The following is a 15,258-nucleotide window of genomic DNA, read 5'->3' as shown; positions in this document are numbered from 1 at the left end:
GATATTTCCTCTTACTTATATTGTAGCGATAGTTTGTAAATACCAATCTCAGAAAGAGCCGGGGTCAATGCGGTGGTTCTTATGTAAGCATTCTTTCGGCTTTAGCAATGTCCCCTCTTGACCCTCGCTACTCTTTAAATACTCACATCCATACAGATTTTTTTTCCGGATCTTTTACAAATTGTTTCCCAGGGCAACATACAGTTGATACTGTGCTTTATTATAATTACTCACTACATTTAAATAATCTAACCGGCTTCTCAGGTAATATTCCTGTGCCTGAAAAACTTCAAAAGGTGCGGCTGTTCCTAATTTTTGTCTTTCAATGCTCTGAGACAGGGCTTCAGCTGCCAAGTCCTGAGCTTCCTCAGCGATATTCAACTGCTTTCTGGTATTTTCCACTTCGGCCCTGGCAGATTTTACTTCACGTGTCACTTTATTTTTAAACTGTTCCAACTTATTTTCTTCTAGGTCGATCAAGGCTTCATGATGTTTTAGTTCTCCTTTATAAAAAATCCTTCCCAAAGGAAGCTTCCAAATCATGGAGACAGTTACAGCAGAAGTAGGATAAAATGTCTTGGGATCAGGTTCTTCAGAAGGTCTTACAGGCTCTACTTCTTCCAGTAAACCTCCAAAATAGGAACCATAAGCCAGCACAGATAGCTCAGGAAGTAAAAGTCCTGTTGTGGTTTGTTTTTTCAATTCCTGCAATGCCTCGACTTCTTTTTCCAAAGCTTTTATCCCAGGACGTTTACCATCAACCACTTCAACTAAATCATCACTTTTTTTATTCAGATTAAGAGGAAGTAAAAGCTCATCAGCAGGAATTATTTTAACAGCATTATCCACATCCAGTAATTCGCGGAGCTTCTCCTTCTGTTTTTCAAAGCGGGTTTGGGCATTGATAAGTTGAATTTCCAAATGCCTGGCATTAGTAGCTGAAGTAAGGGCTTCTGATCTATACCGAAAGCCACCCTCCACCTGAACTTCTACCTGGCGGGTTACCGTATCTGCTATTTTCAGCATTTCCTCATAGGCTTTACGATCTAATTGCGCTTTTTTCAGGTCATAATAAGTGTTGATAAGCTTTAGGAGCATCTGATTTTTTTCCTCTTTAGTTCTATAAGAAGCGGCTTCCAGTCGCAAACTTTCGGCCTTAACTTTATACGGAGCCTTTCCAAAATCCCAGGCCAATTCCGCCTCGGCTCCCAACCACATATTCGCGCGATCAACATCAAGAAAAAATCCTCCGTCAGAATTCATGGCCGCACCCCAAAGCTGATTTGTTCTGGTGCCCAGGCTTAAGGTTGGTAACCACCAGGATTTAGCTTTAAGATACTGCGCCCTGGCCAAATCCTGTTCTTTTTTATATCTCTCTATGATTAAATTGTCTGCCCCACCGGCTTTTAAAAGTGTCGGCAGATCGACTTCTAAAACCTGTTCCTGTGCAAAACCCGTTTGACCGCAAGAGACAAATACAAAAAAAACCAGGATAAGTTTTGAAATTTTCGATAATGGAATAGCTCTATTCATTTTTACCAGATTTTATGGGTTCTACTTTCATACCGGCATTTACCTGGTTGCGGCCACGAATAATAACTTTTGCAGATTCCTCCAGATCGGGATTGAGAACTTCAAAATAATTTTTTCCCTGTATCCCCACATTGATCTCTTCCAGTTCCACTAAATTTTCCGGATTTACCTTATAGATCATTTTTTTACCTTCTTTTATGGCAAGGGCTGTATTTGGAAGTGAAAGAGCTTCTTCCCTGCTTTTTATATTAAAAGTAACTTCAGCATACATCCCCGGACTAATACTCAGGTCCTTATTATCAATATCGATTTCGAGATTAGCGGCTTTTGAACCAGAATCCATAGCTCCCGAGATACGACTGACTTCTGCATTATATTTTTTCCCGGGTAATTCTGGAAATTCCACCGTAACCGGAGTTCCGGGTTTCACAAATCTATAATCAGATTCAGGAAGAGGAACCGTTACTCTAATGGTCTCCACATCCATAATCTCAAAAAGTATGGTGCTATTTGGGTTGGAAATTCCGCTTTGTACGGTTGCGCCTTTATCTACATTCCTTTTGGTAACCACTCCATCAAAAGGACTTTTAATGATCAGGAAACCTAATTGTTTTTTACTGGCATTATACTGCGCCAAAGTACTTTTATAATCTGCCCTGGCAGCTTCAACCTGAGATAGCGAGGTTAGTGCAGGTGTTTTTTCATATATTTCATTAAGACGTTCAAAATTCGATTTAGTTGCCTCCAACTCGGCTTCCAGCACGTGATAATTTCGGGAAATAGCAGGATTTTCCAACTTCGCGAGCACTTCACCTTCTTTTACCCGATCACCTATATCTTTATAAATTCTGGTGATTGCACCATTTTCCATGGCTCGAAGAGAAACAACCTGGTTGGGACGTGCTTCCCCAACAATATTGATCTTTTTTACAAATTCTCTTTTCTCTGGTGAGACGACCTCTACCTTTTCAATTTTTGAATTTATAGAATTATCAGTCTTCGCTTGATCTGCATCTTTTTGTTCCTGATTGTTACATGCTATTGAAAGCAAACACAATAGAACAAAAATGATTTTATTAAATATTTTCATCATTTTATTTTGATTTACTCGTGAATGAATACAGTATTGGAATAATATAAAAGGTTAACAAAGTGGCTGCCAGTGTACCTCCTATCACTGCAAGCGCCAGAGGTTGATTGGCCTCGCCTCCTTCTCCCATACCAATTGCCGTGGGTAGAAGTCCCAGGACAGTGGTACTCATCGTCATTATTACCGGTCTAAACCTGTCACCCGCTCCCATAATGACAGCCCTGGGAATGGACAGTCCTTTATAAGTAAGATTATTGATTCTATCTACCAGGATATTCCCATAAGATACCGCGATCCCTACCATCATGATAATACCCATCATAGATTGAATGTTGAGATTTACACCTGTTAAGAAAAGGATCAATGCAACACCTATGATCCCCAACGGAAAAGTGAGTATGATAATAAGCGGTTGAATAAAAGACCTGAAAAGAGGGGTTATAATGAGAAATGCCATTATTACGGCAAGACCCAGACCTATTCCAAGATCTCCCAAAGATTCCTGCATGGTAGCGATCTCACCGCCAAACTTCACTTCATACCCGTCTGGGATATCCTTTTTAATGACGTCAATCCTGTTCTGGATTTCTTTTGAAACTGAGCCTATATCCTGCCCATCCACATTGGCATAGACATTAAATACCCTCTGTAGATTATAATGATTTACCTCAACCGGCTTTTCGGTTTGTTCTATCGTAGAAAAATTTCTGAATGGAATACTTTGCTTTCCATTTTTGCCGGCAACGGTGACATTTCCCAGAATATTCTCCTGGTTGATATCGTCTTCTGAATAAGTAACACCCACAAAATAATGGTTCCCGTTGTTTTCGTCTATCCAGAAGGCTTTGTCATAGGTGACCGAAGAATTTAGCGCTGACACCATATTCTTAATTCCATCTACGGGCTCAATCCCCAATTGGGCAGCTTTTATCCTGTTGATTTTGATTTCCTTGGTAGGCTGATCAATACGCTGTAATACTCTAACGTCCCGGGTGGCAGCAATTTGATTGATAGTATCCCTCAATCTTGAAGAAATTTGTTTCAGAACTTCAAAATCATTTCCTACAACCTGTACATCAATGGGAGAAGGTTTTCCCTCATTAAGTGCCGCAGTTATGATCCCACCGGTATTAAAACTCAGTTCTGCTCCGGGATAAGCCGAGGAAAGTTTTTTTCGCAATCGCCTCACATATTCTTTAGTCGATATTTGATGATCTTGTTCAAGCTGGACTTTCAAAAAAGCATCCTGGGTTCCGGAATTTGGAGTGTAAACCGCAGGCAAATCATAGAACACGCCAATATTAGACACCAGCTGGTTCAAATCGTCACCCAGGTCTTCAGAGATAATATTTTCCATCCCTGCGATTACTTCTTCTGTATTTTCCAGAGGTGTTCCGGAGGGCAGGCGTACCTGAATTTCCATCTGCCCGACATCTACCGTAGGATATAATTCATAGCCTGTATTGGCCAGAAGAAACAAAGAGCCAATAAAGGCCAATGCCGTAATAGCAAGAACCGCAATTCGGTATCGAACGGCTTTTAATAAACTGCGTTGATAGTTTACTCTTAAACGATCTAAAAATTTATGAAAACGACTAAAAAACGAGTTTTTCTTTTTTGTCTGTTTAGAAGAATCCGGCAACTGATTTCTAAATAAATATGCGGCGAAAACTGGAATTAGAGTGAGAGAAAATATATAAGATCCCAACATGGCCATTCCAACTGTAATAGCTAAAGGAGAAAATAAAGACTTCGCAATTCCTGTAAGAAAAAGTACCGGAAAAAATACCACAATGATCACAAGCGTAGATGCCAGGACAGGGGTTGCAACTTCTATAGCGCCATCAATAGCCGCATTTCCAGGAGTTTTACCCATCTTTAAATGTCGGTCAATATTTTCTAATACCACTATTGAATTGTCAACGATAAGTCCCAGGACCAGAGCTATTCCGCCAAGGGTTATACTATTTATAGATTGTCCGGTTATAAAAAGTCCGATGAAGGCTACCAGAATTGAAAGCGGTAAACTAATGGCCACCACGGCAGCTGAACGCACATTGCCAAGGAAAACTATCAAAACTAAAATGACGAGGATCAAACCACTAATACCGGCTCTTGTTAAACCTGAAATTGCATTTCTTACATAGGTGGACTGGTCGAAAATCACATTCAGTTTTACATCCTTTGGCATTCGTTCTTCAAGACCTGGAATTGCCTTCTTTACAGCCTCAACCGCGCTAATAGTATTTGCGCCGGGACGTTTAAAAATAGGTAGGTATACCTGTTCTTTTCCCGAAACACGAACAATATTGGTTTGTATTGCGCTGGCATCTTTTGCTTCTCCTATATCTCTAATGTAAACGGGGTCGCCATTTTTATAGGTAACCACAATATCATTGAAATCGGCTACATCTTTAATCAATCCCTGGGCTTCAATACTATAGGTAGTCTCTCCGATTTTAGCAATTCCCGAGGGAATCATGGTAGTGTTCTTCTGAATGGCTTCCATGACCTCGGTTTGTGATATTCCTCGAGCTTCGATCTTTTCAGGATCTACATAGATATATATCCGTCTTAAAGATCCTCCATAAGCAGCAGGTGCAATAACCCCTTCAACGCCAGATAGCATTTGCCTCAGAGTGAGGTAAGCTACATCATAGAGCTCTTTCCCTGTTTTCTCTGTACTGCTAACAGTTAATAACATTAATGGCTTTGAAGCCGTTGGGTCAAAGGGTTGCACCATGGGAGGCAAAGTACCGGGCGGTTGGTAATACATATCAGACATCGCATACGAAGAAGTATTCGCCATTGCTTCTGCGGCAGAAATATCTTCATCATAAAAATTAGTAACGATACTTGTGCCCATGATGCTCTTAGACTCCTGTTTTGCAATACCGGGAGATTGTCCCGTCCACCGTTCCATACGGCTGGTGATATCCTTTTCTACTACCTCAGCCGGCATTCCCGGGTACAGGGTTAATATCTGCATTGCAGATTTTTTAAATTGCGGCAATATATCTACTGCCATACGCGGAATTAAAACCCCTGCCAAAACCACTACAGCAATAGAAAATACTATAATGAGGTAAGGGTTTCTGAATGATTTTTTAATCATTTAGAAAATATGTTTATATAAGTAAGACTTTGAAAAGCAGGAAGAAAATGCTTTTCGTTAGCGGGAAGGTTTAATTATAAAGCAGGCTGATATAGGATTGTAATAATCCCAATTATCCACAAAAAGAATGGATGTAAAATGAAATTTAAATAAGCAGCCTTATTTAATTAATAGGTGATTAAACCTTCTGAGAAGAGAAAGAATTTGGTGGCCCCCGTAACGGATTTACAACACCAGGAGGCGCAAGATTATGCCCAATAATTTCAGGATGGTTTACCGTCCTGTTAAATTCTGGAACGTAAACTAATATGTTTAAGATAATGGCACCCAGAAAGAGCGTTTCTGGCGAAATGGTTATTTTCTGACTCCCGGGATTTTCAAAAGAATCTTTAATTATCTTATGGTGTTCACATTTCATGGGAGGCCAGAAGTAGATCTTATGCCCCGTATAGTTCCTGCGCAACTCGCAGGTACTTAAGCCCTCAGCATGTTTATGATGTTCTGGGTGGAATAAATGAGTAGAGCACACACCCTGCCATGGAAATATCATCAGGAGCATTAAGCCTAAAAAAAATATGGCATATGATTTTCTGCTCATATGGCTAAGCTAATTAATAATAGTCGGTTATGAAAATTAATTAAGTAAATGAATTGATAGACATCATCAACATCAAAAATTTCTGCTGAATTTCAAGCATTAAAAAAGCCTGACCAAGTTCTTGCTTAATCAGGCTTAATTGTTTGTTTACATATTCTGAATTTTCCGCTCTATCCAGTACTTACTGTTTCTCTTTACTCCAGTAATCAGGATTAATGAATAATCCAGTCGAAAATTCTTTTCTAGTTTTATCCACTGTAATTCTACAGCTAATTGATGTAATACCTTTTTTATTTGCTTTATTCTTATGTACTAAAAATATTGTTTTCATATCTATTTAATTTGTGGTTAGTTTAAATTTTTATAAGTTTGAGCATCATTTAGAATCTCTTGGATGAGATAGCAACCAGCGATAACAAGCAACGGTGCTAAAGCAATGAGCCTTCTTTAAGGAAAAAAATGTTAACCTGCTCTTATACGCTTTTCTGAATGGTATAAAAACATACCATTATGACAGTACACCATAAATACTTAAGCTTTGAGGACCGTGAGGTTATGAAAATTAGCTTCTCCACTCTAATCATTAGAGTTGAGAGCCTTAATGAAAAATATGGTTCCCTATCAAGATTTGCAGAAGCCTGCCGATTATGGGGAGTTACTAACGGAAAGATTTACTTCCTTAGCGAAATGATGATGCCTCCACCCTCTATAAATAAAATCATAGATGAAATTTTACTTCCCATAGGTATGGAGCATAAAGTAGATTTTGCTTTTGCTTTTGAGTATATGCTTGGTGACTGTGAAATAAGTAGACAGCAAGTTGGGAAACCAATCCCAGGAATTAAAGATATCACCTGGCTCGGTAGTGAGGTAATTATCAAGGTAATTTTGTATGGTACCAAACAGATTAAGTCGGATTTTAAGTGTCCCCCTTTAATAGATTTACTCCCCCGATTTAGCACCTTTCTTTTCCCTAAAAAAGTTGACAACTTGACGTAGGTGAGAGATTGAATTGAACCAGACCAAAAACAAAAAAGCCTCTTACCGAATAAACGGAAAAAAGCTTCTCATTGGTTAGCACCTCTCAGCGCTAACTACACATCCCAGTCTCCTGGGACAAACAACACAACTACTCTTTAGTGCCAAAAAAAGCCCCTGTTTTGTAGGAGCTTATTTGTACTTTGCGGTCTGGACGAGACTCGAACTCGCGACCCCCTGCGTGACAGGCAGGTATTCTAACCAACTGAACTACCAGACCGTTGCTTTAATGCGAGGGCAAATATACTATCCTTTTTAATTTCACCAAACCTTTTTTTGAGATTTTTAGAAATTAAAAAAACTATCTTAACCAAACTTTTGTTTCTCAATTAAATAGGTGGTTAGTATGCTGTCAAAATCTTTATTAACGTCTGCAGGCATATACTTGATCCTGTATTTTGCACATTGCATTTTAAGGTCGGCAAGATACTTTTCCACCTCCTTTTTATAATTCTCACGTATATTATCAGAATACAGATCTACCTCCAATCCTGTTTCCACATCGGTGAATCGTCGTGGTGTATTCTCGAAATCAAAATCCAGCTCCCTTTTTTCATCCATCACGTGGAATAAGATCACCTCATGCCGATTGTATTTTAAATGTCGCAAGGCTTCAAATAGCTTTTCTTCCCCCGCATCGGCCTGGAACATATCGGTGAACAAAAAAATCAGCGACCTTCGCTTTAGTTTTTCAGCAATCTGGTGGAGATAAGTATAGGTATCGGTATTACGGTTTTTATGCGGATTCGATAAAATCTCGTTCATCTTGTCCAGCAGCATATGGTGATGACGCTCACTGGATTTTTCGGGGGCATAATATTCAAATTCATCGCTGTAAATACTTAGTCCAACGGCATCCCGCTGCCTCTTCAGTATTTGCATCAAACAAGCCGAAGCCAGTACCGAAAACCCTATTTTATTCAAAGAAGACAAACTCTGCTCCTTCAGTTTTGGATAATGCATCGAAGCCGAATTATCCAGGATCAAATGACAGCGTAAATTCGTTTCCTCTTCATACCGTCGCGTATAGAGCTTATCGGTCTTTGCATACAATTTCCAGTCTATATGCCGCGTGCTCTCTCCCGAATTATAGATCTTATGCTCGGCAAATTCTGCGGAAAAGCCGTGAAACGGACTCTTATGCATGCCCGAAATATAACCTTCCACCACCTGTTTTGCGAGCAGGTCAAGATGGAGAAAACCTCCGGTTTCGTGAATTTCTTTGCTTAGATCCATAGGAAAGCTGAAAATAGCGATACTATCCCAATAAAAAAAGCTCCCGGGTATGGGAGCTTTAAATATTTTATTTCAATTACTGAATACTACAGCAGTTGATCAAGTGCCTCAGCGTAAGTTTGCTTTGGAGCAACACCTACCTGGCGTCCTACAACTTCTCCGTTTTGGAAAACAAGAACGGTAGGAATATTTCTTACACCGTATTTAGCAGCAAATTCCTGGTTAGCATCAACATCAAGCTTACCAACAACCGCTTTGCCATCGTATTCAGAGCTGATTTCCTCGATGATCGGTCCAACCATTCTACAGGGTCCGCACCATGCAGCCCAAAAATCAACCATTACAGGCTTATCGCTTTTAAGCACTTTTTCTTCAAAATTCGCGTCAGTTATTTCTACAGCCATAATTATATCTGTTTTTTCTGATTTTACATTTGTTTCGTAAAAATAGTCAATAATATTCTGAAACCTTACAACCCCAATATTTTATTTAGCTATTCGCTCATTGTTGAGCTTTATGCCGGGGGCCTCCCGCCAAGGCGGGAGCCGGGCTTTCAGCTTTACACGCCTGCCTGACGGCAGCCGGGGTAGTTCGCCTCAATCCCTGCCCCATGCTTCGACTCTGCTCAGCATGACTTCATGTTTGGAGTCACATTGAACGGAGTCGAAATGTGACTAATTAATTCAGTTTATACATAAACTGTTCCTTTTCCAGCATTTCCAAAAGCTCCTGTGATATTTTTACTTTGTGCTTCCTGCTGGGCATATGCAGTTTCACCTGCTCTTTCATTTCATAGACCACAAAATTAAGTCGGTGATCCCCTTTATGGCTCTGGAATGTATCTTTTAGCCACTCTATTTTTTCAGATTTGAGATCATCGATATTCAGCTGAATCGTTAATTTCTTTGCGTATTTATCCATCACGTCATGCAGCAGGTTCATATCGGTAAACTGGATTCTCGGTTCACCTTTTTTACCGGTTTCCTTATTGGTCCAGCCTTCTTTAATATAACACCTCAAATGCACAAAATTATTGGGCACCAGGAAATGTTTCATCTTTAAATATTCCTCCCCAAAGATCTTGAACTCGAAGGAATCGTCGTAATCTTCCATCATAAAGATCGCCCAGCCCTTTCCGTTTTTGGAAACACGGTGCTGCACATCGGTGATCACCCCTCCAATGGTGAGTTCAAGATTGACCAGATTTTCAAGGTTTCTCAAATCTGAAAGTTTTGCTTTGCAGAAATAGTTCATCTCGATCTTAAAATCGTCCAGCGGATGACCCGAAATATAAATTCCCACGACTTCTTTTTCACGGCGCAGCTTTTCCATGGTTCCCCACTCTTCACAAGGCGGAACTTCCGGCTCCGGAATTTGAACTTCACTGGCTTCCCCAAACAGACTTACCTGCGAAGAATTCTGATTTTCCTGAAATTTCGCCGCGTATTTGATCACTTTTTCCAGAAAGCTCATTCCACTGCCGTCATCATGGAAATATTGCGCACGGTGTGTTCCGCCAAATCCGTCAAAACCACCGGCAAGCGCTAGATTTTCAAAAGCCTTTTTATTAGCCGAACGCAAATCGATTCTCTTGGCCATATCGAAGATCGATCGATACGGACCTTCTTTGGTCTTTCGGTTTTCAACAATCGTCCTTACCGCGCCGGCACCCACGCCCTTGATCGCTCCCATCCCAAAACGAACAGCGTTGTTCTTGTTGACCGAGAATTTATAATAAGATTCATTTACATCAGGCCCGAGTACGTTCAGCTTCATACGTTTGCACTCCTCCATAAAGAAAGTCACCTGCTTGATATCGTTCATATTATTTGAAAGCACCGCCGCCATATATTCCGCGGGATAATGTGCTTTTAAATAAGCCGTTTGATAAGCGATCCAGGCATAACAGGTAGAATGCGACTTGTTGAAAGCATAAGAAGCAAAAGCCTCCCAGTCTTTCCATATCTTTTCGAGCACCTCCTGCGGATGGCCTTTTTCTACACCGCCATCTATAAATTTCGGTTTCAGCTGTGCCAGTAAAGCGGCAATCTTTTTACCCATCGCCTTCCGAAGCATATCGGCTTCACCTTTGGAAAATCCCGCAAGTTTTTGTGACAAAAGCATCACCTGCTCCTGGTAGACAGTGATTCCGTAAGTTTCTTCAAGAAACTCCTCCATTTCAGGAAGGTCATAAGAGATTTCCTCTTCACCGTGTTTTCGGGCGATAAAACTTGGAATGTACTCCATAGGCCCCGGCCGGTATAAGGCGTTCATGGCTATAAGATCATCAAAAACCGTTGGTTTTAAGGCCTGCATATGCTTCTGCATTCCGGGAGATTCATACTGAAAGATCCCGATGGTTTCTCCTCGCTGGAACAGTTTGTAAGTTTCCTCATCATCCAACGGGAAATTATCGGGGTCCAGTTCGATTCCATGTCGGCCTTTGACGATTTTCACCGTATCCTTAATTAAGGTAAGTGTTTTAAGTCCTAAAAAGTCCATTTTCAGCAAACCGGCGCTTTCCACGACCGAGTTGTCAAACTGGGTAACATATAGATCGGAATCTTTCGCCACCGAAACCGGAACATAATCGGTAATATCGCCAGGTGTGATGATCACCCCGCAGGCATGGATTCCCGTATTTCGAACCGAACCTTCCAGCACTCGTGCCTGATTTACGGTTTCAGCTTCAAGATCATCACCTTCCGAAATATTCAGAAGTTCATTGATCTTTTCTACCTCATCTCCCCTGAATTTGCTTCGGATGGTCTTTTCATCCATCGCGAAGAGCTTCGAGAGTTTGGTATTCGGGATCAATTTGGCTATCCTGTCAGCTTCCATTAAAGGCAGGTCCAGCACTCTGGCGGTATCGCGAATTGAAGATTTCGCGGCCATGGTACCGTAAGTAATGATCTGCGCAACCTGGTTGGCACCATATTTTCCAATTACATAATCCATCACCCGGCTTCGGCCTTCGTCATCAAAATCAATATCGATATCGGGCATGCTCACCCGATCGGGATTCAGGAATCTCTCAAAAAGCAGGTCGTATTTGATAGGGTCGATATTAGTAATTGCAAGACAGTATGCCACGGCACTTCCCGCCGCCGATCCACGACCGGGTCCTACCGAAACCCCCATTTCCCTGGCCGCACGAATAAAATCTTCCACGATCAGGAAATAGCCTGGATAACCGGTATTCTCAATAACCGAAAGTTCAAAATCGAGTCTTTCCTTAATATCATCGGTGATCTCACCGTAGCGTTTTTTCGCGCCTTCGTAGGTAAGATGCTTTAAATAGGCATTTTCACCACGTTTTCCGCCGTCGGTTAAATCGTCTTCATGTAAAAACTCTTCGGGAATATTGAATTTTGGAAGCAATACATCGCGCGCCAGTTCAAAAGGCTCTACTTTATTGACAATTTCCTGGATATTTGTGATCGCTTCCGGAAGGTCCTTAAACAGACTCTTCATTTCATCAGCGCTCTTGAAATAATATTCCTGGTTTGGCAATCCGTAACGATACCCACGGCCACGACCGATAGGCGTAGCCTGTTTCTCACCATCTTTCACACAGAGCAAAATATCGTGGGCATTGGCATCTTCCTGTTTCCAGTAATAAGTGTTATTGGTCGCGATTACTTTTATTTCATGTTTTTTAGCGAAATCGATCAGCACCGGGTTCACGCGGTCTTCATCTTCCTGACCGTGCCGCATCAGCTCAATATAGAGATCATCACCAAATTGTTCTTTCCACCAGATCAGCGCTTCCTCAGCCTGATTTTCTCCTACATTTAGAATCTTGCTCGGTACTTCCCCGTACAGGTTTCCGGTGAGCACGATCACATCTTCCTTATATTTTTTTATGACCTCACGGTCGATTCGCGGCACGTAATAGAATCCTGCTGTATAAGCAAGGGAAGACATTTTTGCCAGATTGTGATAACCTTTTTTGTTCTTCGCCAGCATAACCACCTGATAACCGTTGTCTTTCCTGGTTTTATCGGTATGGTTTTCACAAACAAAGAACTCGCAGCCTATAATGGCTTTCATTGGCTGTTTTAATGGCTCCCCGTTTTCTTCAGCTTCGGCATTATGCTCCTTTACTTTTCCATTATACACTCCCACTTCTTTCACAAAATGAAAAGCGCCCATCATATTTGCATGATCGGTCAGCGCCACGGCATTCATATTTTCTTCGGCGGCAGCCTCAACAAGGTCGGGAATACTAATGGTAGATTGTAAAACCGAAAACTGCGAATGATTATGCAGATGTGCAAAAGGAATTTCATCCAGTTTTTCAAGGTTCTCCTGGATCTCTTCATGTGAAATTTCGTCGGAAGGCTGTTGTTTTTCAAGCCTTATCCTGATCTCATCAGAAGCTTTTTTGAGATTGATGTGTTTGAGCCCTATAAGTTCAATTGGCTGCGGATTTACTTCAGAAAAATTCTGAAAATAATCAGCCGGCACATCCAATTCTTCTATGGTAAAGGATTTTCTTCTAACCAGCTCCAGGAAACAGCGGGTGGTCGCTTCCACATCGGCGGTGGCATTGTGTGCTTCTGAAAAAGATTCTTCAAAAAGAAATTCATGCAGCTCGGTAAGCGTTGGAAGTTTAAATTTCCCACCACGCCCCCCGGGAATTCTGCACATTTCTGCGGTCACCTCGGTACAGGTATCCAAAACAGGCAATTCCTGAAGTTTATTCTCCACATCGAGCCGAATAAATTCAGCGCCCATGATATTTACATCAAAACCCACATTCTGGCCCACGATGAATTTGGATTTATTAAGAGCCTCATTGAATTTTTCCAGCACCTCTTCCAAAGAAATTCCCTGCTGCCTGGCCAGGTCGGTGGAAATACCATGAATTCTCTCCGAATCATAAGGAATATCAAATCCGTCAGGCTGAACTAAATAATCCTGATGCTCAACAAGTCTTCCCATTTCATCGTGCAACTGCCAGGCGATTTGAATACAGCGCGGCCAGTTGTCCGAATCGGTTAAGGGAGCGTCCCAGCGCTTGGGAAGGCCGGTGGTTTCAGTGTCAAAAATCAGGTACATTCCTTTGTGTTTTAAGCCTTTACGAAGAGTGAAAAATGGTTTTCTAAAATAAACCATCCCGGCTAAAATAAGGAACTTTATGACTGAAATAAAACTAAGTTTTCAGGAATTATTAACCATAAAAAAAGCCTCACAGAAACCTGAATTCTCAGATTGCCTGTGAGGCCTGATACGAACACTAAAACTACTACTACTTCAATCAAACATTGCTCGCATCGGTGGGTTTTCTAATTTTGGTAACCAATTCATTTCCCGAGGGAAATCATTACACCTGTTTTTCCAAAGTTTTTACTTCATTAAGAGAGGCTACAATAGCGTTCTTTTGCTTCATCAAAATATTTCCAGTGGAAGCAGGAATATCTTTCGATTTTAAGACATCTTCATATTCATCTACAGCAGCTTTTTCTCCGCGCACAGCTTCTTCCAAAACGGCCTCATCTTTATCTGACGTGAGGCTGGCTTTTAAATTCATCCACGATCTGTGGGCGTCGCCTTTCAGACTGGTGCCTTTATCGGGTTGTTCACCAAAATTCTTAATTTCGGCTTTTAGCTCATGGCCAAAATCATATCTCTCTTTGGCTCTTTGGGTAAAGAATTTCCTTAAGCGATCATCTTTAACCTTTTCCGCCGCTTTTTTATAGCCTTTCTCGGCGTCGTAATTTTTCTCCAGCAATCCATTCAGTTTACCGGATATTTCTTTTGAATAACTCATAGCACTTTTTTCAATTTTTCTTTGCCTAAATATAAGTCTGCAAGACCTACCTAACAACCTATTTAACAGGGTTTAGCACTAATTAACTGCTTTTAACAGGAGAGTACGGGATCATCGGGAAAAAAGCATTATTTTCTTAAATTTAAAGGAAAGTTTTGCGCCACTGGTTACAGAAAATAAAATCAGATAATAAACTATTGAAAAATAGAAAATTGTAGTATCTTTGCGCACTTATTAATAACCGGGGTCGCGAACCCCAAAATTTAATTTTTATGCCAGTAAAAATAAGATTACAAAGACACGGAAAAAAAGGAAAACCTTTTTTCTGGATTGTCGCTGCAGATTCACGTGCCAAGAGAGACGGTAAATTCCTCGAAAAACTCGGAACCTACAACCCTAACACCAATCCCGCAACTATCGATTTAGATGTAGACGGTGCTGTACAATGGTTGCAAAATGGTGCCCAGCCAACCGATACCGCTCGCGCGATCCTTTCTTACAAAGGAGCTTTACTTAAAAAACACCTTGCTGTAGGTGTTCGAAAAGGAGCTTTGACTGAAGAGCAGGCTGAAGAGAAATTCAAAGCCTGGTTAGAGGAAAAAGAAGGTAAAATTGGTGCTAAAAAAGAGAATCTAACAAAACAGGAAGAAGAAGCTAAAGCAAAAGCTCTTGAAGCAGAAAAAGAAGTGAACGCCAAGCGTGAAGCTGCTGCCAGGGAAGCTGAAGAAGCAGAAGCTGCGGCTAATGCCGAGGCTGAAGCTGCCGAAGCTACCGATGAAGCCACTGTTGAACAGGCTGAAGAGGAAGCTGGAGCTGCAACTGCTGAAGAAGCTAAAACCGAAGAGAAAAAAGACGCTTAAACAGCGACCGGC

General features: G+C 41.1%; 11 protein-coding genes, 1 tRNA gene and 1 riboswitch. Of the genes, 2 read left to right on the top strand and 10 right to left on the bottom strand.

The features are described 5' to 3' along the window. Positions 1–174: 174 nt before the first annotated feature. From C7S20_RS07180 to C7S20_RS07160, 5 genes are all read right to left on the bottom strand, one after another. Positions 175–1,533, bottom strand: coding sequence for a TolC family protein (locus C7S20_RS07180; RefSeq protein WP_107011846.1), 1,359 nt, complete (start codon positions 1,531–1,533; stop codon positions 175–177). Further along, positions 1,526–2,626 carry an efflux RND transporter periplasmic adaptor subunit gene (locus C7S20_RS07175; RefSeq protein WP_107011845.1) on the bottom strand — a complete coding sequence of 367 codons (1,101 nt, stop codon included), beginning with the start codon at positions 2,624–2,626 and terminating at the stop codon, positions 1,526–1,528. The genes C7S20_RS07180 and C7S20_RS07175 overlap by 8 nt, the downstream gene beginning before the upstream one ends. Before the next feature lies 1 nt (position 2,627). Further along, positions 2,628–5,738 (bottom strand): efflux RND transporter permease subunit, encoded by a 3,111-nt coding sequence (locus tag C7S20_RS07170; protein WP_107011844.1) that lies wholly within the window; start codon positions 5,736–5,738, stop codon positions 2,628–2,630. Between the two features lie 178 nt (positions 5,739–5,916). Beyond that, the gene (locus tag C7S20_RS07165; protein ID WP_107011843.1) at positions 5,917–6,336 is read right to left on the bottom strand and encodes a hypothetical protein; all 420 of its coding nucleotides are present in this window, start codon (positions 6,334–6,336) and stop codon (positions 5,917–5,919) included. A gap of 181 nt (positions 6,337–6,517) precedes the next feature. Further along, positions 6,518–6,667 (bottom strand): Arm DNA-binding domain-containing protein, encoded by a 150-nt coding sequence (locus C7S20_RS07160; protein WP_107011842.1) that lies wholly within the window; start codon positions 6,665–6,667, stop codon positions 6,518–6,520. Between the two features lie 40 nt (positions 6,668–6,707). Continuing rightward, positions 6,708–6,805: riboswitch (SAM-I-IV-variant riboswitch) on the top strand. Positions 6,806–6,846: 41 nt separating this feature from the next. On the opposite strand from C7S20_RS07160, the gene C7S20_RS07155 reads away from it, so the two are divergent. Continuing rightward, a complete protein-coding gene (locus C7S20_RS07155; protein ID WP_107011841.1) occupies positions 6,847–7,335 on the top strand; it encodes a hypothetical protein in 489 nt (162 codons plus the stop codon). Between the two features lie 185 nt (positions 7,336–7,520). Here C7S20_RS07155 and C7S20_RS07150 read toward each other — a convergent pair. The 5 genes from C7S20_RS07150 to C7S20_RS07130 all read right to left on the bottom strand — a co-directional run bounded on the left by C7S20_RS07150 (position 7,521) and on the right by C7S20_RS07130 (position 14,386). Further along, positions 7,521–7,594: transfer RNA gene (locus C7S20_RS07150), tRNA-Asp, on the bottom strand. Between the two features lie 86 nt (positions 7,595–7,680). After that, positions 7,681–8,610 (bottom strand): DUF58 domain-containing protein, encoded by a 930-nt coding sequence (locus tag C7S20_RS07145; protein WP_107011840.1) that lies wholly within the window; start codon positions 8,608–8,610, stop codon positions 7,681–7,683. An 86-nt stretch (positions 8,611–8,696) separates the two neighbouring features. Further along, positions 8,697–9,065, bottom strand: coding sequence for a thioredoxin (gene trxA / locus C7S20_RS07140; RefSeq protein WP_227009153.1), 369 nt, complete (start codon positions 9,063–9,065; stop codon positions 8,697–8,699). Positions 9,066–9,288: 223 nt separating this feature from the next. Then, complete coding sequence (dnaE, locus tag C7S20_RS07135) at positions 9,289–13,674, bottom strand: DNA polymerase III subunit alpha (protein ID WP_107014132.1); 4,386 nt, start codon at positions 13,672–13,674, stop codon at positions 9,289–9,291. Between the two features lie 265 nt (positions 13,675–13,939). After that, on the bottom strand, positions 13,940–14,386 hold the full coding sequence (locus C7S20_RS07130) for a ferritin-like domain-containing protein (protein WP_107011838.1): 447 nt from the start codon (positions 14,384–14,386) through the stop codon (positions 13,940–13,942). A gap of 272 nt (positions 14,387–14,658) precedes the next feature. Here C7S20_RS07130 and C7S20_RS07125 point away from each other — a divergent pair, with 272 nt between their 5' ends. Continuing rightward, entirely contained in the window at positions 14,659–15,246 is a 588-nt protein-coding gene (locus C7S20_RS07125) for a 30S ribosomal protein S16 (protein ID WP_107011837.1), read from the top strand. Positions 15,247–15,258 lie beyond the last annotated feature (12 nt).

It is taken from the genome of Christiangramia fulva, assembly GCF_003024155.1.
In the GTDB taxonomy this organism is placed as follows: domain Bacteria; phylum Bacteroidota; class Bacteroidia; order Flavobacteriales; family Flavobacteriaceae; genus Christiangramia; species Christiangramia fulva.
Note: the sequence above shows the minus strand (reverse complement) of the source record. Positions and strands in the feature narration are given on the sequence as shown.